The organism is Aurantimonas sp. C2-5-R2, from assembly GCF_036549495.1.
Taxonomy (GTDB): Bacteria; Pseudomonadota; Alphaproteobacteria; order Rhizobiales; family Rhizobiaceae; genus Aurantimonas; species Aurantimonas coralicida_A.
Map to the genome: position 1 here is coordinate 1 of NZ_JAZHLJ010000019.1, position 21707 is coordinate 21707.

The following is a 21707-nucleotide window of genomic DNA, read 5'->3' on the forward strand; positions in this document are numbered from 1 at the left end:
GCCGCCGCGCGAACCCTCGACGATCTCTGGCGTGCAGTCGGCAACATCTGCGACCTGTTCGAGCCCGAAGAATGTTGGAACTACCTCAAGGTCGCTGGCTATGTTGCAGATTAATCGCCTGACGCTCTAACGCGCATTCCTAGCCTGACACCAACGCAACATGAACGCGACATAAACGACTGTAACGCCTATCTCGTAAAGGCCTGAACCAGACTACGAATCTGGCGACAGAGGTTCGGATCCTGTCGGGTGCACCATTCCCACTTTGAAACGACAATCAGGCCGGTATTCTGAATGAATACGGCGCCGCCGCGCGCTGCAGAAACGTCGGCATAGACAACGGTTATGATGACGCTCGGTGCGCGACCGTGACGTCTGTGTCGATGCAAGCCATGCGCAGCCGAGGATCGACGGCTGCGCGTGGATTGCCCGCGAGGGTGTCCATGGGACTATTCGGTAGACGCGTGGAAGCTGACTACTTCTTCGGTTTGGGCGGCGTTGCGATATTTCCCTTCTGACTGGGCTGGGAGGCGTTCGGCTTCGGCGCCTGCTCCTTCTTCGACTTTCCCTTGCTTTCCTTCATCGACCTTTTCCCCGCTGATTGAGAAGCGAGCCCTCATCGGCTCGGCTGCCTCCGCAGTGTAGCAGAAACAGCCTTCCGCCACGCGGTCATTTGTCCATGAAGGACATGCCCAATCAGCGGAGACGATCCGGTCCCGGATCGGGCAACGAACCTGCCGCCGTGGAACGGCTTTTCAAGCTGCCCGGGGCGTCAGATCCGGTCGCGCAGCGAAAACCAGGTCATCGCCAGGAACAGCAGCGGCGCGCGGACATGCCGGCCGCCCGGAAACGCCGGAATCCGTAGCGCTTCGAATTCGGCGAGCCGGTCCTGCTTGCCCGTCACCCGCTCGGCATAGAGCCGGCCGGCGAAATTCGCCAGCATCACGCCATGGCCGGAAAAGCCGCCGATGGTGGTGATGCCCGGCTCCAGGGTCCGGACATAGGGCAGCCGTTGCATCGTAATGCCGACGGTGCCACCCCAGGCATGGGTGAGGCGGACATCGGCCATCTGCGGATAGACTTCGGCGATCTGCTTGACGATGTGCCGCGCGATATCGCCGGTCGCCGACGTATAGGCTTCGCGGCCCCCGAACAGCAGCCGGCCGTCGCGGCTCTTGCGGAAATAGCGCACGACGAAGCGTGAATCGTTGCAGGCCTCGCCGCCCGGCAAAATGGCGTCGGGGGCGGCGAGCGGTTCGGTGGCCCCGATAAACGAGCCGATCGGCATCACATGGGCGTCGATCGCGCGATGCAGCCCCGTGCCATAGGCGTTGGTGGCGATCAGCGCGCGCTCGGCGGTCACGGTGCCGGCGGCCGTCGTTGCTACGACCTTGCCGCCGCGGCGTTCCAGTCGCTCGACCTTGGTTCCCTCGAACAGCAGTGCTCCGGCTTCGGCGGCGACGCGGGCGCTGCCAACGACCAGTTTCATCGGGTTGATGTGGCCGGTGCCGGTGTCGCGGATGCCGCCGAAATAGCGGCGCGAGCCCAGCCGCTCGGCGGTCTCCTCGGCGTCCATGTAGCGCATGTACGGGTAGTCGTAGCGGGTCGCCAACTCGTCGACCTCGGCGCGGTACTCGTCGAGATAGCGGCGCTTGTGGACGACAGATAACTGGCCGGGGCGATAGTCGACGTCGATGCCGTTGGCCGCGACGAAATCGATGAGATGCGCCTTTGCCGCCTCGGCGAGGTCGAACAGGGTCTTCGACCGTTCGAAGCCGTAAGTCGCCTCGATCTCCGACGGCGCCAGCCGTTGGCCGGTGCCGATCTGGCCGCCATTGCGGCCGGAGGCTCCGTCGCCGAAGCGATGCGCCTCGAGAACGGCGACGCGAACGCCGCTACGTGCCAGATGAAAGGCTGCCGACAAGCCCGTGAAGCCGCCGCCGACGACCAGGACGTCCACGGCGAGGCTTTCGCTCAAGCTCGGATAGGCTGGCCGTGCGACGCTGTCCTCGTACCATGAGCGACCCGGCGCAATCGGAGACTGATAGGCATCCACGCTCAGACCTGCAAAAGCAGGAACTCGCGTTCCCAAGGGCTGATCACCTGCATGAAGGTTTCGTGTTCGCCGCGCTTGATGCCGGCATAGGTGCCGACGAATTCGCGGCTGAACACCTCGTGGAACGCCTCCTCCGCCTCGAAGGCGGCGACGGCTTCGAGCAGGCCGCGCGGCAGTGAGATGCCGCCGCCCTCGTTGACCGTGCGGTCCGTCGGCTCGTCGGGCCGAAGTCCCTTGACCATGCCGAGATAGCCGCAGGCGAGCGAGGCCGCGAGGGCGAGATAGGGATTGGCGTCGGAGGAGGGCAGCCGGTTCTCGACCCGCCGCCCGGCCGGGTCCGAGGTCGGGACGCGAAACGCCGTCGTGCGGTTGTCGTAGCCCCAGGCATTGTTGGTCGGCGCGCTCATGCCGTAGGTTAGGCGGCGGTAGGAATTGACGTAGGGCGCCATCATGATCAGCGCGCAGGGGACGTATTGCTGCATCCCGCCGATGAAGGAAAAGAACAGCTCCGATGCCGAGCCGTCCGCGTTCGAAAACACGTTGCGGCCGGTCGCGCGGTCGATCACCGACTGGTGGATGTGCATAGCGGAGCCCGGCTGACCCTGGATCGGCTTGGCCATGAAGGTGGCGTAGATGTCCTGGCCGAGCGCCGCCTCGCGGATGGTGCGCTTGAACATGAACACCTGATCGGCGAGCTCGAGCGGATCGCCATGGCGCAGATTGATCTCGAGCTGGGCGGCGCCCTCCTCGTGGATCAGCGTGTCGATCTCCAACCCCTGCGCGTCGGAGAAGTCGTAGATGTCGTCGATGAGCTCGTCGAATTCGTTGACGCCGGCGATGGAGTAGGACTGCCCGCTCTGGATCTGGCGGCCGGAGCGGCCGATCGGCGGCACCAGCGGATAGTCGGGGTCGACATTCTTGGAAACCAGGTAGAACTCGATTTCGGGTGCTACCACCGGCTTCCAGCCGCGCGCCTCGTAGAGCGCCATGACCCGTTTCAGCACGTTGCGCGGCGTATAGGCGACGGCCGCGCCGCTCTGGTCGACGAGATCGCAGATCACCTGCGCGGTCGGGTCGCTCTCCCAGGGAACCAGCGACAGCGTCGACAGATCCGGGACCAGCTTCAGGTCGCCGTCATTGGGCGAATAGCGAAACTCGCCACTCTCTTCCGGATATTCGCCGGAGATGGTGTGCATGAACAGGGCCGAGGGCAGGGCGAGCGAGGTGTTGGCGACGAATTTCTTCGCCGGCATCATCTTGCCGCGGGCAACCCCGGCGAGGTCGGGCGTGATGCATTCCAGATCGTCGATGCCGCGGGCGCGGAGCCAGTCGCCGGCCTCGGACATCGACGCAACCCCACGCTTGCTTTGCAGAAAGGCGGGGTGCTCGTCGGGCGCCAAATGCAGCGGACCGAGGTCGCGCTTGACCGGCATCTTCGGGCCGCGAATCGGACTGGCCTCGTTGCCGCCCGATTTGGCTTTCGTCTTGTGGCGATCGATGCGCGCGGGAACGCCGCTACGCGGTGGTTTTGTGCTGGAGGTATCGGCCATGCAGTCCTTCGGCGCCATGCGGCTGGGGCGTTCAGCATAACCTTGCGGCGCAGACGTGGGAAGGTGCGCGACGGACCGACCATCGCGGGCGGCAAGGCCCGCGGCGGTCGCCTTGTCAGTCCGTGCCCATCGACCGCATCTAGAACCGCGTGGAAATCTTCACGCCGAATCCGTAGGTCCACTCCTCCTGCAGCCTGATCTCGGTCGGCACAGCCTGGAAATTGCCGGGAGAGACCTGGACCGTGTCGCGGCGGAACAGTTCCGTATCGCGGAATTTTCCGTAATCGGCATTGCCCGTCAGCGCCAGCCGAACCGGACCGTTTTCGACGCCGATACTGCCCGACAGCGAACCATAAGTCAGCGTTTCGTCGGTCTCGACCGCGATGTGCTGTTTCACGTTGGCCAGTCCGGTGGCGAAAAGACTGTCGCGCAGATCCGCGTTCACGAAAGAGGGGCCGATGCGTCCGCCGAAGTCGTAGGTCACCCGAATCGGATCGAGATTCACCGCGCCGTTGACCACGATTCCCGCGTAGGGGGTAAAGGCATGCTCCTCGATCGTACTGTAGTATTGGACCATCGTCCGGGGATTGGGAAAGATCGGCGTCCTGAATTTCGCCGAATGGCCGATCTCGGTATCCGTATAGCTGTAGTGGAGTCCGGCGACGAAACTGAAGGCCAGCGCGTCCGGGTCGCCGGGCAGCCCCTTGCCGAAGGTCGCGAAGGGATTGAAGACGGCTTCCAGCTTCGTTCCCCACTGGGTGCCCCCGATCTCGGCGCGGGACTTGTAGTCCGTCGGCCAGCCGACGAAGAAGCCGGGATTTTCACCCACCCCAGGCACGCCGAAATTGGCAAGCCGGACCCGCTCGTTTCCGGTAAACGAGGCGCGCCCTTCGACGTCGATGATTTCGGCTTCGAGAACCAAGCTGTGTAGGACGGAGCGACCCAATCCACCGAAGGCATCGCCGAATAAGGGACCGAGGTCGATCCCCGCGGCCGCGCGCATGCCATTCGTGTCGACCTCAAAGGATTCGAGCGGGTTTCGCAGCGTTCCCGTCGGAAACTCGAAGGCAAATCCATTCACGGTGATGCTTGGCCCCTCGACATAGCCGATGTCGAAATATGTGAAGATCTCGTTGGTGTCCGCATCGAAGCCGCTGAAATGATGGGCGAAGGCCGGCTCAGCTGCCAGAATTCCTGCCAACACCGTCGTTGCCGCCAATGCGTAGGTTGGGTTTTTTGCCATAATCTTCGTGCCCCTCACTCGCCGCTTCCTCATCGAATTCCCCTGCGGCATGAATTGCAGGTTGTCGGCGTATAGCGAGTCAAGCAACAGAATTATCCGTCCAGACGGCCGCCTTTCCATTGCAGTTGCTCCTATGCAACAGGATTACTGTGCGGCTATTATTATAAGATTGTTTTATAAATGCGTGGATGCATCACGGTTGTTTTTCGTTCCCAGCCGTTGACGTTGAGAGGGAAACGGTACGCTGGAATTTGTGGCCCGCAGTGCGTGGAATGTCGGCGACGGGTGTGGCGAAAATGGTCACGTCGGGAAACAGGTCGCGACGCGCCAACTCCTGTAGCCCTGCCGTGTCGACTTCGGCGCCAGCGTCGGCGGGAATGAAGATCAGCTCGACGCGAGTGGGAGAATGCTGGACGAGTTGGAATTGCCGATAGGGCACGCAGGCGCGCAATGTGCCGGTATGGAGATTGGCGAAACGCGTGCTGCCATCGCTGAAACGGAACAGATCGCGCGAGCGGCCGCCGATGGCGCTCAGCCGAGGCAGGGTGCGCCCGCACGCACAGCGCCCCTTCGCCATCCTCCCGTGATCGCCGATCCGATAGCGGATCAGCGGCATCACCGTGTTGTAGATCGGCGTCACCAGCACGTCGCCCATCTCGCCAGCCGGCAGAGGACGGCCGCGATCGTCGACGATCTCGACGAGTAGGGTTTCCGACGGGATATGGTAGTCGCCCGAAGCGGGGCATTCGATCGCGATGAAACCGATCTCCTGCGCTGAATAGGCATCGACGACCTTGGCCGCGAAGCCGGCCTCGATCGTCGCGCGCTGATCGCGCGACAGCGCCTCGCCATAGGTCAGGACCGTTTCGATGCCGAGCGACGGGCCGGCGTCGCCGAGCGTCGCCGCGATTTCGGCCGCGATGCTCGGATAGGCCGAGAGATAGGCGGGGCGGCGGCGGCGGAGCCAGTCGATCTGTTCGGAGATCGGCGTGGCGACCGCCAGGATGTGCTGCGGCCCCTTGGGGGCGGAAAGCGCCCATCCATGGGTCAGCCGACCGTCAGGATAGGCTGCGGCCTTGTCCGTCGTATGGCAGATCAGCGCGAGGGGCTTGCGCGGATCGAGGTTGTGCCAGCGCAGCATGCGTTCGTTCAGGCAGGCGGAGACGAGTTGGGCCAGCCGGGTCTTGGCGACCAGCAGCGGCTGGCCGCTGGTGCCGGAGGTGGTGCTCCAAGACAGCGGCTTCAGGTGCTCGGGCACCCGCTGCGACATGAAATGCTCCTTGTCGTTGCCGAGGAGTTCGTCACGGGTGAGGACGGGAAGCTCCGACCAGCGCTCGAAGCGGACGCTGTCCCCGGCAAAGACGCGATCGAGGCGGGTGGCATAACCGGGAACGTCGCGGCGTGCCTGGGCCAGCATCGCGGCGAGAAGCGATTGCTGATGCTGGCGCAATTGGCTGGGCGCCATGCGCTCGCAGCGGGCCATCAGCGCCATGAATTCGGCGATCGGTCCGGTCATGACACCGGGGCGTGGCACGCCAGCCGCTGGCCTTGGGATTCAGCCATCCGGCGCGGCTGAGAAAACAGGCGCGTCCGTATCGTGTCGGGCATCCGGTCCTCCGCCACGGGCTTGTGGGCCACGAAGCATAGCCGGCCGGTCGAGGAGAGAAAAGGAGATCGGGTCAGGCAGGCGATGCCGGACCGCAGTCATGCCGCGGCCCGGTCTCACTCATGACGGCAAAACCGTCTGACCTCACCCCTCCGTCTTGACGACCACCGGGATCAGGAGATCGCCCCAATTGCCGTTGCCGGAGTGGTGGCGGGCGGAGCGGACCAGCTCGACCGACACGCCGGATTCGACCGCCTTCATCACCGACTGATTCAGCCGGTGCAGATCGTTGGCCAGCATCCGGATCGCCGTCTGCTGGGCGTCGTCCATGGCCGACGACTGCTCCTCGGCGCGCTCCTTGACGCGGGTCCGCGGGCGTTCCTGGTCGTTTGCAACTGCGCTCATCGTTCTTCTCCAAGGTTCGGCGGGTTGCCGGTCAGGCGGGCCAGCCTTCGATGATCCAAGCTTCTGGGTGGAGGGGGCCGGATGCCGGCGACGGCGATCCGGCCCGTCTGATGTTTATTCCGCGGCTTCGCGGACCGGCGTTACCGGCTTGAACTGGTCGCTCTCGGTCGACTCGCCCATGGCGGTCGTCGAGGACAGTCCGCCGCTGATCGCCATCGACACGGCGTCGAAATAGCCGGTGCCAACCTCGCGCTGGTGTTTGGTGGCGGTATAGCCGTCCGCCTCCGACGCGAATTCGGCCTCCTGCAGCTCCGAATAGGCCGCCATCTGCCGATCCTTGTAGCCGCGGGCGAGTTCGAACATGCCGTGGTTCAGCTGATGGAAGCCGGCCAGCGTGATGAACTGGAACTTGTAGCCCATCGCCCCGAGTTCGCGCTGGAACTTGGCGATCGTGGCGTCGTCGAGGTGCTTCTTCCAGTTGAAGGAGGGCGAGCAATTATAGGCCAGCATCTGGTTCGGATGCTCTTTCTTCACCGCTTCGGCGAAGCGCCGGGCCTGATCGAGATCGGGCTTGGACGTCTCGCACCAGATCAGGTCGGAATAGTCCGCATAGGCGATGGCGCGGGCGATGCAGGGCTCGAGCCCATTCTTCACCCGATAAAAGCCCTCAGCCGTGCGGCCGGCGTCGTAATCGACGAACATCCGGTCGCGCTCATCGATGTCGGAGGTGAGAAGCTTGGCGGCCTCGGCGTCGGTGCGGGCGATGACCAGCGAGGGCACGCCCATGACGTCGGCGGCAAGGCGCGCGGCGGAGAGGTTACGAATATGCGCCTTGGTCGGGATCAGCACCTTGCCGCCGAGATGGCCGCACTTCTTTTCCGAGGCGAGTTGGTCCTCGTAGTGGACGCCGGCGGCACCCGCCTCGATGAAGGCCTTCATGATCTCGAAGGCGTTGAGCGGGCCGCCGAAGCCAGCTTCCGCGTCGGCGACGATCGGCGCGAACCAGGTGTCGACCGACATCTCGCCTTCGGCGTGCTCGATCTGGTCGGCGCGTTGCAGGGTGCGGTTGATGCGTCGGCAAAGTTCCGGCGCGGCGTTGGCCGGATAGAGCGACTGATCGGGATACATCGAGGAAGGCGGTGTTGGAATCGGCCGCGACCTGCCAGCCGGAGAGATAGATCGCCTTGAGGCCGGCGCGCACCTGCTGCATCGCCTGGTTGCCGGTCATCGCCCCGAGCGAATTGACGAAGTCATCCGAATGGATCAGTTGCCAGAGCCGATTGGCGCCACGCTCGGCGAGCGTGTACTTGATCTGCACCGACCCGCGCAGGCGCTGCACGTCCTCGACCGAGTAATCCCGCGTGATGTCGTCGAAACGGCCTTCCGGAGCGGACGGAACGAGATTGTAAAAATCAGTCATTGCGAGTGTCCTCTTTGCTCGATCGCTGCCGATAGAGATCTTTGACATGATCTTGACAGCATCTAACGATTGGGATCGCACCGTAGCAAATCCGCGTCTACAAGCATCTGCACGGGATGAATGCAATTCTGGTCGTCTTGTCAGAGCTTTCACAAAGCGATCTTGTAAAATTGTAAAAAGTGTAATAGCGCTATGGTGGCAGGCTCGGTGCCTCCAGCGCGGCTCTTACATCTGTGTCCGCCGCGCAACGGGGCCTCGGAATTGCGCGCCTCCTGCCCCTAAGCTCCTCGACCGCCACATAAATTCGCCACGGATTCCATGAATCTCAATCTTTTCCTGCGATCCTCCAACTCTGTCACGAGACACGGTCGATCGACCGGTGGAGCGGAAAATGAATACGGTTTCGGTGTTGGTGCGTTACGTCGAGGTGGTTCGCGGCTTGCTGCGGCCGAGCTATCACCCCGAGCGCTATTACATGCGCGGTCCCGGCCCAGCCTGCGTCAAGCGTATGGGCGGCGGAGGTCTGCGGACCGGCGGCTGAGCCACGCTGCGCTTCGGCGTCGGCGAGGGAGCGGATACTGTAGGGCCGGCGGCGCCTGGGCCGCGCCGTCTGTCGACGGCCGCCGCTGATGGCCGAGAACAAGATCTTCGCCGGGCCGCGCATCCGGCGCATTCGCAACGGACTCGGCCTGACCCAGACGGCGATGGCCGAAGGGCTCGGCATTTCGCCCTCCTATCTCAACCTCATCGAACGCAACCAGCGGCCGCTGACGGTGCAGCTCATCCTGCGCCTGTCGGGATCCTACGACATCGACCTGAGCGATCTTCAGAGCGGTGAATCGCGGGGTTCGGTCAACGAATTGAAGGCGGTCTTCTCCGATCCGCTGCTGGTGGGGGAATTGCCGGGCGAACAGGAGCTTCTGGAGATCGCCGACGCGGCTCCGAACGCCGCCGCCGGCATCGTCAAGCTGCATCGGGCCTACCGCGAGCAGCAGGGACGGCTCACCGATCTGTCCGAGCTTTTGGCGCGCGAGGGCCGCGAGACGCGGCTTTCCGGCGCGCGGCTGCCGATCGACGAGGTGCGCGAGGTCTTCGAAACCCGGCCGAACTATTTGGCGGCGATCGAGACAGCGGCCGAAGGCTTTCATCAGGCTCTCTCTCCCGGTGACGATCTGATGGCCGCGTTGAAAGCGTGGATGCGCAAGGAGCACGACGTCGCCGTGCGCGTGCTGCCGGTGCAGACCATGCCGAACTGGCGCCGCCGCTTCGACCGCCATTCTCGCCGGCTGTTCCTCTCCGAGCGGCTGGCGCCGGCCGACCGTATTCGCGAGACCGCCCTGGAGGCCTGTCAGCTCGCATTCGGCGACGTCATCGCCACCGAGACCGAGACCTTCGGCTTTTCCAGCGACGAGGCCCGGCGGCTCGGCCGTTTCGAGCTTTTGCGCTATGCCGCGCACGCGCTGATGATGCCTTACGGCGCCTTTCAGTCCGCGGCCGAGCGCGCGGCCTACGACATCGACGTCCTGCGCGGGCGCTTCCAGGTCTCGTTCGAGCAGGTGGCGAACCGGCTGACCATGTTGCAGCGGCAGGGCGCGCCGGGGGTGCCCTTCTTCATGCTGGAGGTCGACAATGCCGGCAATCGCTTCCGCCGCGCCGGCGCGCGGGGCTTTCCGGTCCAGCGTTTCGGCGGCGGCTGTCCCAAGCTACCGATCCACGCCGCCTTCGCCCAGCCGGGGCAGATTTTGGTCGAGACCGCCGAAATGCCGGACGGTGCGGAGTTTCTGCTGTTCGCGCGAACCCTGGAGGGCCTGCAGGCGGGTTTCGAGGAACGCCCCCGGCGGACCGCGATCCTGATCGGCTGCGACATCGGCTTCAAGGATGAGACGGTTTATGGCCGGCATCTCGGCTCGAAATCCGTGGCGACGAAGATCGGGCCGGCGTGCCGGCTGTGCGAACGGCAGGGCTGCCTTGCCCGCGCCGAGCCGCCGCTGACCCGGCCGCTCGGCCTCGATGAGATGGTCACCGGACTGAGCGCGTTTGATTTTCAGTAGCAAGCGCCCAAATGCCTGCGAGCCACGTCGGGCGGTCACACGATCGTCACGCGGCTTGTCGAAGTCGGCCGCCGGAACCGGAATCGCGGCCCTGGCCGATGAATGCAAAGCAGGAACCGATGGACAAGAGCGTCAGCCAGCAGCAACAGAAGACCGAAGGGCTCGAGGACACGATGGGAGGGGACGGGTTCGTCGCCCGATCGGTCCAGCGCCTCGTCGACGGCGCGGAAAAGCTCAACCTCAAGCATTCGGCGGTCGGCAACCCGCCGGTGTTTCCCACCGACGATTTTCCCTGGGCGCGGGAGGTTGAAGCGGAGTGGCGGCTGATCCGCGCCGAGCTCGACACAATCCTGGTGCGCAAGGGCGAGCTTCCCGCCTTTCACGAAATCTCCTCCGAGGTGCGTTCGATCTCGTCGGACCAGAACTGGAAGACGTTCTTCCTGTGCGGGTACGGCATTAAGTCGGAGGAGGCGATCCGGCAATGCCCGGAAACCTGGCGGATCCTGCAAAAGATCCCGGGGTTGAAATCGGCGATGTTCTCGATCTTCGAGCCCGGCAAGCATTTGCCGCCGCATCGTGGACCCTACAACGGTGTGCTGCGCTTCCATCTGGGATTGATCGTGCCGGACGCGCCCGACAAGGTCGGTATCCGTATCGACGATCAGACACGCCACTGGCGCGAGGGCGAGGCGCTGATCTTCGACGACGCCTATGAGCACGAGGCCTGGAACCATTCCGATCAGGTGCGGGTGGTTCTGTTCGTCGACTTCGAGAAGCCGACGCGCTTTCCGGCCAATCTGACCAACAAGGCGGTTTTGAACATGGCGGTGTTCACGCCGTTCATCCGCGAGGGCTACAAGGCGCACAAGGCCTGGGAAAAGCTGTTCTACGGGGAGGGCCAGAAACACCGGTGAGGGCGAGCAAATATCGAGGCCTTCCATCCGGTCATTGACGATGTGAGAACGGTTTTAGGGAAGGTCTCGGAACGCAATGACCGTGGGTGATCGGGAGCGTCTCAAGCTCACCGCGAATTTCCTGAATATTCTGGCCGCCGGCACTGTCATCACGGGCGGCGTTGCTCCGCTCGTTGCGGCCATCTTCCAGACATCCGTCGTCAGTTTGGCGGGAGGATTACTGGGCTCGCTCATTTGCCTGGCCGTAGGTTATCTCCTACATTCAGCGGGACGATCGCTCTTGAGGAGGCTCGACCGATGACGAATTTCGAGCTTTTCGCATATTTCGGCGCGCCAGCCCTCATGTTGGGCTCCGCCCTGGTACTTGCTTGGTACGCCAAGCATCACGCGTGAGGCGCTGGCTGTCGTTGCGCCACGCCTCGCGCGCACTGTTCGTCACCAGTTTGCGCGTTTCCGTTGCCATGCTCGGATGAAGCTCATCTGGCGGCCCATGCTCACGGGCGATCTCGCCGAGGTCGTCGTCTTGGCCGAGCGTGTCCATCCCGACCTGCCGGAGGACGCGGCCGTATTCCATGACCGCCTGCGGCTTTACCCGCGCGGCTGCCTGGTTCTCGCCGACGGGGCGCAGGGTCCGATTGCCGGTTATGCCGTCGGTCATCCCTGGCTGGACGGTCCGCCGCCGAAGCTCGACAGCGTTCTCGGCGTCTTGCCCGAGCCGGGCGCCTGCTTCTATATCCATGATGTCGTCGTCGCGCCGGAAGCCCGCAAAACCGGCCATTCGCGCGTTGTCGTGGAACAGCTTCTCGAACTTGCCGCCTCCTATCGCTGCGCGACCTTGGTGTCCGTCTATGGCACCGTGCCGTTCTGGTCGCGTTTCGGCTTTCGTGATGCCAGCGAGACGCTGCCACCCGGCGCCCTCGGCGCCTATGGGGCGGATGCGCGGTTCATGATGCGAGCGAGGCGATAATAGCTGCCCCGCAATTCTTCCGCTGCTCCCGATGCAAGCCTCTAGGAATCGGCTCGCCGATGTTCTTAACTCTCGATCAGGATGCGAACCGGGTCCTGCCGACGGCATGACCGGTCTTTCAATTCGGATAGGGAGTCGGACCAGATGAGACGAACCATCGCAGTGATCGGAGCGACCGTGCTTGCCATGGGCGCCGCCGGAATCGGCGCGGCCTCCGCACAGGAGGAAAAGGTCGTCAACGTCTACAATTGGTCGGACTATATCGACGATTCGATTCTCGAAGAGTTCACCAAGGAGACCGGGATCAAGGTCGTCTACGACGTCTATGATTCCAACGACATTCTCGACACCAAACTGTTCGCCGGCGGCAGCGGCTATGACGTCGTGGTGCCATCGACCGAGTTTCTGGTGCGCCAGATCGAGGCCGGGTTGATGCAGCCGCTCGACAAGTCGAAGCTGAACAATCTCGGCAATATGTGGGATGTCATTTCCGAACGCGTTGCCGAGTATGACAAGGTAAACGATTATTCAGTTAATTACATGTGGGGGACTACGGGAATCGGGTATAACCAAAAAATGGTTGATGAACGCCTTCCGAACGCGCCGACCGACTCTTGGGACCTGATCTTCGACCCGCAATATGCCGCGAAGCTTGTCGATTGCGGCATCATGATGCTGGACGGGGCGACCGAAGTGATCCCGGCCGCCCTGAACTATCTCGGCCTCGATCCGGATTCGACCAAGCCCGAGGATATTCAGGCTGCCGAAGACGCACTGCTCAAGGTCCGTCCTTATGTGCGCAAATTCCATTCCTCGGAATATATCAACGCCTTGGCTAACGGCGATATTTGCGTGGCCTACGGCTATTCCGGCGACATCTTCCAGGCGCGGGACCGGGCGGCGGAAGCCGGGCAGGGGGTCGAGATCAAGTATTCGATCCCGAAGGAGGGCGCCCGCATGTGGTTCGACCAGCTGGCGATTCCGGCCGACGCGCCGCATCCCGTCAACGCCCACATCTTCATCAACTATCTGATGCGGCCCGAAGTGATCGCCAAGGCGACGAATTACGTCGTCTACGCCAATGGCAACAAGGCTAGTCAGGAGTTCGTCGATCCGGCCATTCTGAACGACAAGGCCGTCTATCCCGACGACGACACCCTGGCCAAGCTCTATACAAAGGAGGCCTACGACGCGGGGACCCAGCGTCTGGTCAATCGCGCGTTCACGACGGTCACCACCGGTCAGTGATAATGGCCGCTCCCGGCGCTCGCCGCCGGGGGCACATGAGGCTTTGGTTCGGACGGTGATGGCGAGCGCGCAAAAATCCCTTGGCAATATTCGCCGCAGCTTCGAGCCCTGGAACGAGCCGTCCGCAACGCCGCTGATCGAGTTCGACGGCGTCACCAAGCGGTTCGGCGAATTCAAGGCGGTCGACGATCTCTCGCTGACGATCTACCGGCGCGAATTCCACGCGCTGCTCGGGCCATCCGGCTGCGGCAAGTCGACGCTCCTGCGGATCATGGCGGGCTTCGAGGAACCGAGCCAGGGCGATGTCCGCCTCGACGGCCAGAGCCTCATCGGCATGCCGCCGCACCGCCGGCCGGTGAACATGATGTTCCAGAGCTATGCGCTGTTTCCGCATATGGACGTCGCCGCCAACATCGCCTTTGGCCTGAAACAGGACGGCATGGCGAAGTCGGAGCGGGACGACCGCGTCGCCGAGATGCTGAAGCTGGTCAAGCTCGACGGCTTTGCCGGCCGCAAGCCGCAGCAGCTTTCGGGTGGCCAGCAGCAGCGGGTGGCGCTGGCCCGCTCGCTGGCCAAGCGGCCGAAGGTGCTCCTGCTCGACGAGCCGCTCGGCGCGCTCGACAAGAAGCTGCGCGAGGAGACCCAGTTCGAGCTGATGGACCTTCAGCAGGAGATGCATCTGACCTTCCTGATCGTTACTCACGATCAGGAGGAGGCGATGACCATGGCCGACCGCATTTCCGTGATGCGCGACGGCAAGATCGTGCAGGTCGCAACGCCCGAGATCATCTACGAGGCGCCGGCGACACGCTACGTCGCCGATTTCATTGGCAGCGTGAACATCATGGAAGGCGAGGTCGAGCATAGCCGCAACGGGTTGACCCGCATCGCAGCGAAGACCGGTGCGACGATCGAAGCCGAAAGCAGCCTCGACGTGACACCCGGCGAGATGGTCTATTTCGCGATCCGGCCGGAAAAGCTTCGCCTGTCCCGTCATGCGCCGGCCGACCGGAGCCTCAATGCCCTTCGCGGCGAGGTCTGGGACATCGCTTATCTCGGCGACATGACCCTGTTCAACGTCAAGCTGGCAAGCGGCGACATCGTCCGCACCGCGACGCTCAACGCGGCGCGCGGCTCGGACGAGCCGATCGGCTATGACGAGGAGGTGTGGCTCACCTTTCCGGCCGACGCCGGCATCGTGCTGGGCAATTAGAGCGATGGCGGCCGAGGCAGCACCCGCGACGAAGCCGTTTCCGAAGAAGACCGGCCGGCTCTACCGCAAGCTGGTCATCGGCCTCCCGTTTCTCTGGCTGCTGGTCTTCTTCCTGGCGCCGTTCTTCATCGTCTTCAAGATTTCGCTGTCGCAGATCGCGCTGGCGCAGCCGCCCTATCTGCCGGCCTTTCCACTGGAAAGCTTGCCCGAATTCTGGAGCAATCTAAGACAGTTCTCGCTGGACAATTACCGGTGGCTGGCCGGCGATCCGCTCTACATCAATTCCTATCTGTCCAGCCTGAGGATCGCCGCCATCGCGACCGCCGTCACGTTGCTGGTCGGTTATCCGCTCGCTTACGGCATGGCGAAGGCGCCACGCGGCCTGCGGCCAATCCTGGTGCTGTTGACGATCCTGCCGTTCTGGACGAGCTTCCTGATCCGGGTCTACGCCTGGATCGGCATCCTGAAGACCGACGGGCTGCTCAACCAGTTCCTGATGTGGCTCGGCCTGATCTCCTCGCCGCTGGTCATCATGAACACCAACCTCGCCGTCTATATCGGCATCGTCTATTCCTACCTGCCGTTCATGGTGCTGCCGATCTATGCCTCGCTGGAGCGTATGGATCATCGCCTGGTCGAGGCGGCCAACGATCTCGGCTGTCCGCCGGTCAAGGCGTTCTGGGCGATCACCTTTCCACTGTCGCGACCGGGCGTCATCGCCGGCATCATGCTGGTGTTCATTCCGGCCGTCGGCGAGTTCGTCATCCCGGACCTTCTCGGCGGCTCGCGCACGCTGATGATCGGCAAGACCTTGTGGAACGAGTTCTTCTCCAACCGCGACTGGCCGGTGTCCTCGGCGGTGGCGATCCTCCTCTTGCTCGCCCTGGTGCTGCCGATCGTCTGGTTTCAGCGGGCGCAGGCAAAAGCCACCGGGAACGCCTGATGTCGAAGAGCTGGAGCCCGTTCAATATCGTCTCGGTGGTGCTCGGCTTCGCGTTCCTCTATCTGCCGATCGTCCTCTTGATCATCTACTCCTTCAACGCCTCGCGGCTGGTCACGGTCTGGGCGGGCTTCTCGACCGTCTGGTACCGGGAATTGTGGAACGATCAGGCGCTCCTCGACGCCGCCTGGGTCACCATTCGGGTGGCGCTCCTGTCGGCGAGCCTGGCGACGATCCTCGGCACCCTCGCTGCGACGGCGCTGGTGCGATTCTTCGATTTTCGCGGCCGGCTGCTGTTCACCGGCATGGTCTATGCGCCGCTGGTGATGCCGGAGGTGATCACCGGACTTTCGCTACTACTGTTGTTCGTGGCGCTCGATTTCGACCGGGGCTTTTGGACCGTGACGATCGCCCATGTCACCTTTTCCATGTGCTTCGTCGCCGTGGTCGTCCAGTCGCGGCTGGTGACCTTCGACCGCAGCCTTGAGGAAGCGGCGCAGGATCTCGGCTGCCCGCCCTGGAAGGCGTTCTTCCTGATCACCCTGCCGGTGATCTGGCCGGCCGTCGCCGCCGGCTGGATGCTCGCCTTCACGCTGTCGCTGGACGATCTGGTCATTGCCAGCTTCACCTCGGGACCCGGCGCCACGACCCTGCCGATGAAGATCTACAGCCAGGTCCGTCTCGGCGTCACGCCGAAAATCAACGCCGTCAGCACGCTCCTCGTCGCGGTCGTTGCCGTGGGCGTCATCGCCGCCGCGCTGGTCACCAAACGCCGCGAGGTACGCAGACGCCGGGACGAGCGTTTGGCCGCGGGCGGCTGATGTTGGTCAGTCGGCGCAGTCGCAGGCTTTCGCATGGGCGGCTTCGATCTCGCTAAGCGTCGCTTCGATCGCCGCGAGCATCGGGTCGCCGCCGGTCGGACGGTGGGCGAGATAGTCGAGCGCCTCGATCTCGGCGAACGCCGCGAGGAGCGCGCGCCGGACCAGCGGGTCGCCGATCGCGGCCTGCTTGCCGACAACCAGGGATTTCAACGCGGCCAGCCGTGCCAGCACCGGGCGCGCGTGGGCGTCTTCAGCATCGCGCTTTTCGCCGACGGAGCCGGTTGCCGCCACGTCGCGTTTTGGCGGGCTCGTGAATCCGCCGGCCCGTGCAGCGGCGACAAGGCCGTCGAGCGCGGCGAGTCGGTCGCGGTCGCTCGCCAGCGGCGTTACCTCGGCCATCGCGAGCGGCGGCAGATCGGGATCGATCTCCGGCCCGTAAACCCGCTTCCTGATCGAATGGGCGGCCGGGGTGAGGAACGCCGCCATACGCTCGGCGCCCTTGGAGGGGCGAAGCCCGGCAATGAGGTCGTCGCCTCTCGCCGTTGGAGCGAAACGTGGCACCGGCACCGGCAGCATCGCCGCGTAAGCCTGGCGGATCGCGCGCCGGGCCGCCTCGCGCTGAATTGTCAGGGACTCGGCCGGTTCCGCCGGCACGGAGGCGACGCGGCTCGCATAGCTCCGCACCGTGGCGAGATAGTCGGGCACGCCGCCGCACAGATAGGGGGATTCGTCCTGGGTGAGATATTCGCCGAGCTCGGTTACGATCCGATCGGCGATCCACCGCTTGTCGGAACTGGCGAGCCAGGTGGCGCGGCCGCGGGCGCGGGCCTGGGCGGTGGCCTGCCGCAGCGCCGCCATCTCATCTGAGTTGCGGGGCCGGGAAAGTGGCGCGAAAATCAACGCCCCGGCCAAGTTGTCGTCGCCCTTGAAAGCGATCGTGCGGGCCGCCTTGATCTTCGGGTATTCGGATTGTCCGATCGCGACGAGCGCTGCGTGATAGCGGCCGACGCATGCGCTCGGATCCGCGCTTGCCTCGGCCGTTGGCGGTGCGGCGAACGCCCACCCGCTCGCCGTCAGCACAACCGCTCCGGCGAGCACAACCGTTCCGGCGAGCATCGGCGCGATCCGGCGGCGGGCGCGGTGTAGAGCGTCGGTGAGGGATTTGCCAGACATGCGACGTTTTCGATCCGATTGTCGGACGCCGGCGGCAAGCTCGATCGATCGTCAGGTCATCACGTTCGATACGTGTCAGACCGGATCGTCAGCCTATTGCGTCGTCACGTCCGGGTTGGGCCATTTGCCCCCGATGGTGAACGCAATCGGTTTCGATGTGGTGAACGCGGCTTGGGAGGAGGCGGTCTTGGCCGCCTGGGAATCGTACCGCCCGCGGATGGCGACGCCGCCATCGACGAGCGACAGGTCTCCGGAGGCTGCGAGGACGCCGGGGCCGCCTTCAATCGTCAGGCCATTCAAACGGACGTTGGCGCCGGCCGTCGCGATTTTTGCCTCAAGTGCCGTGTAGGGAACCGTGGTCCCGGTCAGACCGTCGGCGAGTGGCCGCGTCCCGGATGAGGCGAAAACCTTTGGAGAAAAACCGCGGATCGTCCCGTCGCGTGACACAAATTCGGCGTCGATACGGGCGCCACCAAGAATGGATGCCCAGTCGCGGAAGGGGGCTGTCACGTCGGCGGAAAGGTTGGAGCGCCCGGTCATGGCGAGCGTTTCGACCTTCAGGGCCTTCAGCAAGCTGGCGGTATCGACCCCGGTGGCGGAAAGATGACCTGCCGCTGAGGGCGTCGCCGGATTGGCGTCGAAGACGAGGTTGGCCTGGCTGCGGCCGCCGAAGACGGCCGCGTCGCCGATATCGAGTTCAGCCCGACCCTCGCCCAGCCTGACGATCGCCGCGACATCGGTCAGCGGCACCGGACCCACATTCGCCTGCGCGGCCGACAGACGGATATCGAGCTTCACTGCCTTGGCGAATGCGATGTCGATCGGCCGTTTGAGGTCGAAGGGATCGTCGGGCAGCGGCAGGACCGCACGGGCAAACGGGCTGAAGTCGAGGCTCGCAAAGGCCAGTGTGCCCCCGACGACAGGCGTCGCCGAGGCGAAACTCGCCTCCAGCGCGCCATGCCCCTGGCTGCCGGCAATCGATATGTCGGCCTGCTGCAGATTGGCCTGGAGGCCGGCGAGCAGCAAGTCGCCGTTCAGCGAAAACGGCCCGACATCCGGTATTCGCAAGTCGGGGTCGGCAAACCACCCGATGCCGCTGCGCAGCGAAGCGGCCGTCAGCTTGATCTTGCCGTTGATCGTGGCGTTGCTGTCGAGGCTCGCGGTTCCGTCGAAGTTCGCGGACAAGGGCGGCGAGGCCAGGTTGATGTCGACGTCGCTCGATCCGCCGGCCATGAGCGCGTCCGGGGCGCCGATATCGATATCAACATCCGCCGGCTGCCCATTCCAGAAGAACGAACCGGACAGGCGCAGCGCGGCCCCGGCGGACGCGCGAGCCACGATCATGTCGATATCGCTGACGTCTCCGCCGGGCATCCGCGGATGGGGGCGGACGATCCCGTCGCGGATCTCGATGCGCCGCAATCCCTCGATCCGACCGAGGAGCATCTTGGCGAGTTGCCGCGGCTTGGGGTCGCTTTGTGACCGCGCCGCATCAGCCTCCGGCCGGTCTGCCACCAATTTGATGTCGGGCCGGATCAGCACCAGACTCGAGATGTTCGCCGTCCCTGTCAACGCACTCATGGCGTCGAGATCGGCGACGATCTGGCCGACGGTGAGCGAGCCCCCGCTTCCGATGCGCACGCGGTCCAGAACCATCCGGGTTCTGGGAAGCAGCGAGAACGCAATGTCACCCTCGATGGTGACGGGTTCGCCGGTCATGCGTTCCAGCCGGGCGATGACGGCTTGACGGGCCGCGTCGGAACCCAGCGCAAGGCCGGGAAGCGTGGCCGCAAGCGCGATCAGGACAAGCAGGATCGCGATCGCGGCCACAATACGCGAAAGGCGCTTGAACCGGGGTCTTTCGCCCGAGGGTTCGGGCCGCGATTCGAGCCGGTCCCGGGGAGAAATGCGCGTCACGAAGCTTCCTTCTTCAACTCCGACCCTTCTAGACCCCGGCGCGGCGCAAAGCCAAGGCCGCCCTGGTCGCGGTCCATCGGGCCAAGGATCGATACCGCGCTGATCGTTGCCATCGAGGAAGCGCTATGGCACCAGCAAGGGCGGTCACGAAGAGGATGGACGATGGGCGGCAAACTGCTCTGGACACCCGGCGAAGCGCGCGTCGCGCGCCATCCGATGACGGCGTTCGCGGTCATGGCCGGCGAGCGCGAGGGCCGCGACTTCGCCGACTACGAGGCGCTGCATCAATGGTCTGTGGACAACAGGCCGGCGTTCTGGGAGGCGGTCTGGGACTTTTGCGGCGTCGTCGGCGATCGGGGAGACACCATCCTCGCCGAGGGTGATTCGATGCGCCAGGATCGCTTCTTCCCGGACGCGCGGCTGAACTTCGCGGAAAACCTATTGGCCCGACCTTCGGACGCCGACGCCATCGTCTTTCGCGGCGAGGACAAGGTGCAGCGGCGGATGATTTGGGCTGAGCTCACCGACCTCGTCTCGCGCCTGGCGCAGGCCTTTCGCGCCGAGGGCGTCGTTGCGGGCGACCGGATCGCGGCGATGATGCCGAACATGCCGGAAACCATCGCGGCCATGCTCGCCTGTGCGTCGATCGGTGCTGTGTGGTCGTCCTGCTCGCCGGATTTCGGCGAACGCGGGGTGCTCGATCGCTTCGGCCAGATCGAGCCGAAGCTGTTCGTGACGGTCGACGGCTATTATTACGCCGGCAAGGCCATCGAGATCGCCGACAAGCTCGGCCCGATCACCGCGGAACTGCGGCCCTTGCGAACCGTCGTCGTTCCCTATCTCGGCCAGGCCGAAGCGGTCGCGTCCAAGGTGACCAACGGCGTCGCCCTCGGCGCCTTCCTCGCCCCTTTCGCGCCGGCGACGATCGCCTTCGAGCGGCTGCCCTTCGCCCATCCGCTCTACATCCTGTTTTCCTCCGGCACGACGGGCATCCCCAAATGCATCGTCCACTCGGCCGGCGGCACGCTGCTCCAGCACCTGAAGGAGCACCGCCTGCATTGCGGGGCCGGCCCGGGTTCCCGGGTGTTCTATTTCACTACCTGCGGCTGGATGATGTGGAACTGGCTGGTCTCGGCGCTCGCCACCGGCGCGACGCTGCTGCTCTATGACGGCTCGCCCTTCCACCCCGGCCCGAACGTCATCTTCGACTACATGGCGGAGGAGAAGGCGACGTTCTTCGGCACCAGTGCCAAATTCATCGATACCGCCCGCAAGGAGGGGCTGACGCCGATCGACACGCACGATCTGTCGGCGGTCGAGATGCTGGCCTCGACCGGCTCGCCGCTGTCGCCGGAGAGCTTCGACTACGTCTATGCGGGCATCAAGGCCGACGTGCATCTCGCCTCGGTCTCGGGCGGCACCGACATTGTCTCCTGCTTCGTCCTCGGGGTTCCATGGCGCCCCGTCTATGAGGGCGAGATCCAGGGGCCGGGCCTCGGCATGGCGGTCGACGTGTGGGACGCGGCGGGCCAGCCGGTACGCGGCGAAAAGGGCGATCTCGTCTGCACCGAGGCGTTTCCCGCGATGCCGGTCGGCTTCTGGAACGATCCGACCGGCGAGCGCTACCAGAATGCCTATTTCGACCAGTTTCCGGGCGTGTGGTGTCATGGCGACTTCGCCGAGTGGACCGAGCATGGCGGCATCATCATCCACGGCCGCTCGGACGCCACGCTCAACCCGCAAGGGGTCAGGATCGGCACTGCCGAGATCTACAACATCGTCGAGCAGATGGACGAGGTGCAGGAGGCGATCTGCATCGGCCAGCCCTGGGACGGCGACGTGCGCGTCGTCCTGTTCGTGCGGCTCGCCGATGGCGTCGCGCTGACCGAGGAACTGACCCAGCGCATCAAGTCGGGGATCCGCGCCGGAGCCTCGCCGCGCCATGTGCCGGCGAAAATCCTGGAGGTTTCGGACATTCCCCGGACCAAGTCCGGCAAAATCGTCGAACTCGCCGTGCGCGAGGTGGTCGAGGGCCGGGAGGTCAAGAACAAGGAGGCGCTGGCCAACCCAGAAGCGCTGGACGACTTCGCCGGACGGGAGGAATTGGCGAGCTAGAGCATCGGATCAAAAAGTGGAATCCGATTTTTGGATCATTCCGGTGCACAATCAAAGTGCCAGAGCGT

Annotated in this window: 16 protein-coding genes and 1 pseudogene; 9 read left to right on the plus strand and 8 right to left on the minus strand. The window is 64.4% G+C overall.

Features of this window, described 5'->3' with window-relative positions:
- Window positions 1-772: 772 nt before the first annotated feature.
- The 6 genes and pseudogenes from VQ044_RS10750 to aceA form a co-directional block, all read right to left on the minus strand.
- Complete coding sequence (locus VQ044_RS10750; RefSeq protein ID WP_327647222.1) at window positions 773-2056, minus strand: NAD(P)/FAD-dependent oxidoreductase; 1284 nt, start codon at window positions 2054-2056, stop codon at window positions 773-775.
- 2 nt (window positions 2057-2058) lie between these two features.
- On the minus strand, window positions 2059-3489 hold the full coding sequence (locus tag VQ044_RS10755; RefSeq protein WP_327625839.1) for a glutamine synthetase family protein: 1431 nt from the start codon (window positions 3487-3489) through the stop codon (window positions 2059-2061).
- 256 nt (window positions 3490-3745) lie between these two features.
- On the minus strand, window positions 3746-4849 hold the full coding sequence (locus tag VQ044_RS10760; protein ID WP_327647220.1) for a hypothetical protein: 1104 nt from the start codon (window positions 4847-4849) through the stop codon (window positions 3746-3748).
- 193 nt (window positions 4850-5042) lie between these two features.
- Window positions 5043-6365, minus strand: coding sequence for a phenylacetate--CoA ligase family protein (locus tag VQ044_RS10765; RefSeq protein ID WP_327625824.1), 1323 nt, complete (start codon window positions 6363-6365; stop codon window positions 5043-5045).
- 234 nt (window positions 6366-6599) lie between these two features.
- Window positions 6600-6860 (minus strand): SMc00767 family acetate metabolism repressor, encoded by a 261-nt coding sequence (locus VQ044_RS10770; RefSeq protein ID WP_253962678.1) that lies wholly within the window; start codon window positions 6858-6860, stop codon window positions 6600-6602.
- A 114-nt stretch (window positions 6861-6974) separates the two neighbouring features.
- A pseudogene (aceA, locus tag VQ044_RS10775) lies at window positions 6975-8280 on the minus strand (isocitrate lyase).
- 391 nt (window positions 8281-8671) lie between these two features.
- On the opposite strand from aceA, the gene VQ044_RS10780 reads away from it, so the two are divergent.
- The 8 genes from VQ044_RS10780 (at window position 8672) to VQ044_RS10815 (ending at window position 16434) form a co-directional block, all read left to right on the plus strand.
- Window positions 8672-8821 (plus strand): hypothetical protein, encoded by a 150-nt coding sequence (locus VQ044_RS10780; RefSeq protein WP_327647218.1) that lies wholly within the window; start codon window positions 8672-8674, stop codon window positions 8819-8821.
- An 88-nt stretch (window positions 8822-8909) separates the two neighbouring features.
- On the plus strand, window positions 8910-10331 hold the full coding sequence (locus tag VQ044_RS10785) for a helix-turn-helix domain-containing protein (protein WP_327647216.1): 1422 nt from the start codon (window positions 8910-8912) through the stop codon (window positions 10329-10331).
- A gap of 119 nt (window positions 10332-10450) precedes the next feature.
- On the plus strand, window positions 10451-11245 hold the full coding sequence (locus VQ044_RS10790) for an aspartyl/asparaginyl beta-hydroxylase domain-containing protein (protein ID WP_327647214.1): 795 nt from the start codon (window positions 10451-10453) through the stop codon (window positions 11243-11245).
- Window positions 11246-11735: 490 nt separating this feature from the next.
- Entirely contained in the window at window positions 11736-12212 is a 477-nt protein-coding gene (locus tag VQ044_RS10795; RefSeq protein WP_327647212.1) for a GNAT family N-acetyltransferase, read from the plus strand.
- 144 nt (window positions 12213-12356) lie between these two features.
- Window positions 12357-13460, plus strand: coding sequence for a polyamine ABC transporter substrate-binding protein (locus VQ044_RS10800; protein WP_327647210.1), 1104 nt, complete (start codon window positions 12357-12359; stop codon window positions 13458-13460).
- 58 nt (window positions 13461-13518) lie between these two features.
- Window positions 13519-14673 carry an ABC transporter ATP-binding protein gene (locus VQ044_RS10805; protein ID WP_327625832.1) on the plus strand — a complete coding sequence of 385 codons (1155 nt, stop codon included), beginning with the start codon at window positions 13519-13521 and terminating at the stop codon, window positions 14671-14673.
- A gap of 4 nt (window positions 14674-14677) precedes the next feature.
- Window positions 14678-15616: an ABC transporter permease subunit gene (locus VQ044_RS10810; RefSeq protein ID WP_327625833.1), complete on the plus strand. Its 939-nt coding sequence runs from the start codon at window positions 14678-14680 to the stop codon at window positions 15614-15616.
- A complete protein-coding gene (locus VQ044_RS10815) occupies window positions 15616-16434 on the plus strand; it encodes an ABC transporter permease (RefSeq protein ID WP_327625834.1) in 819 nt (272 codons plus the stop codon). The genes VQ044_RS10810 and VQ044_RS10815 overlap by 1 nt, the downstream gene beginning before the upstream one ends.
- A 6-nt stretch (window positions 16435-16440) precedes the next feature.
- Here the strand turns inward: VQ044_RS10815 and VQ044_RS10820 are convergent, their stop codons facing one another.
- Window positions 16441-17607: a hypothetical protein gene (locus VQ044_RS10820; RefSeq protein ID WP_327647209.1), complete on the minus strand. Its 1167-nt coding sequence runs from the start codon at window positions 17605-17607 to the stop codon at window positions 16441-16443.
- Between the two features lie 93 nt (window positions 17608-17700).
- Entirely contained in the window at window positions 17701-19524 is a 1824-nt protein-coding gene (locus VQ044_RS10825; protein ID WP_327647208.1) for an AsmA family protein, read from the minus strand.
- A gap of 162 nt (window positions 19525-19686) precedes the next feature.
- Here VQ044_RS10825 and VQ044_RS10830 point away from each other — a divergent pair, with 162 nt between their 5' ends.
- Window positions 19687-21639: an acetoacetate--CoA ligase gene (locus tag VQ044_RS10830; protein WP_327647207.1), complete on the plus strand. Its 1953-nt coding sequence runs from the start codon at window positions 19687-19689 to the stop codon at window positions 21637-21639.
- The last annotated feature ends 68 nt before the right edge of the window (window positions 21640-21707 follow it).

Excerpts from the sequence above, each read along its gene's own strand:
- VQ044_RS10815 (WP_327625834.1), top strand. The coding sequence starts at position 15,616 with ATGTCGAAGAGCTGGAGCCCGTTCAATATCGTCTCGGTGGTGCTCGGC.
- VQ044_RS10800 (WP_327647210.1), top strand. The coding sequence starts at position 12,357 with ATGAGACGAACCATCGCAGTGATCGGAGCGACCGTGCTTGCCATGGGC.
- VQ044_RS10785 (WP_327647216.1), top strand. The coding sequence starts at position 8,910 with ATGGCCGAGAACAAGATCTTCGCCGGGCCGCGCATCCGGCGCATTCGC.
- VQ044_RS10770 (WP_253962678.1), bottom strand. The coding sequence starts at position 6,860 with ATGAGCGCAGTTGCAAACGACCAGGAACGCCCGCGGACCCGCGTCAAG.
- VQ044_RS10830 (WP_327647207.1), top strand. The coding sequence starts at position 19,687 with ATGGGCGGCAAACTGCTCTGGACACCCGGCGAAGCGCGCGTCGCGCGC.
- VQ044_RS10765 (WP_327625824.1), bottom strand. The coding sequence starts at position 6,365 with ATGACCGGACCGATCGCCGAATTCATGGCGCTGATGGCCCGCTGCGAG.
- VQ044_RS10805 (WP_327625832.1), top strand. The coding sequence starts at position 13,519 with ATGGCGAGCGCGCAAAAATCCCTTGGCAATATTCGCCGCAGCTTCGAG.
- VQ044_RS10755 (WP_327625839.1), bottom strand. The coding sequence starts at position 3,489 with ATGCCGGTCAAGCGCGACCTCGGTCCGCTGCATTTGGCGCCCGACGAG.
- VQ044_RS10760 (WP_327647220.1), bottom strand. The coding sequence starts at position 4,849 with ATGGCAAAAAACCCAACCTACGCATTGGCGGCAACGACGGTGTTGGCA.
- VQ044_RS10820 (WP_327647209.1), bottom strand. The coding sequence starts at position 17,607 with ATGTCTGGCAAATCCCTCACCGACGCTCTACACCGCGCCCGCCGCCGG.
- VQ044_RS10795 (WP_327647212.1), top strand. The coding sequence starts at position 11,736 with ATGCTCACGGGCGATCTCGCCGAGGTCGTCGTCTTGGCCGAGCGTGTC.
- VQ044_RS10780 (WP_327647218.1), top strand. The coding sequence starts at position 8,672 with ATGAATACGGTTTCGGTGTTGGTGCGTTACGTCGAGGTGGTTCGCGGC.
- VQ044_RS10810 (WP_327625833.1), top strand. The coding sequence starts at position 14,678 with ATGGCGGCCGAGGCAGCACCCGCGACGAAGCCGTTTCCGAAGAAGACC.
- VQ044_RS10790 (WP_327647214.1), top strand. The coding sequence starts at position 10,451 with ATGGACAAGAGCGTCAGCCAGCAGCAACAGAAGACCGAAGGGCTCGAG.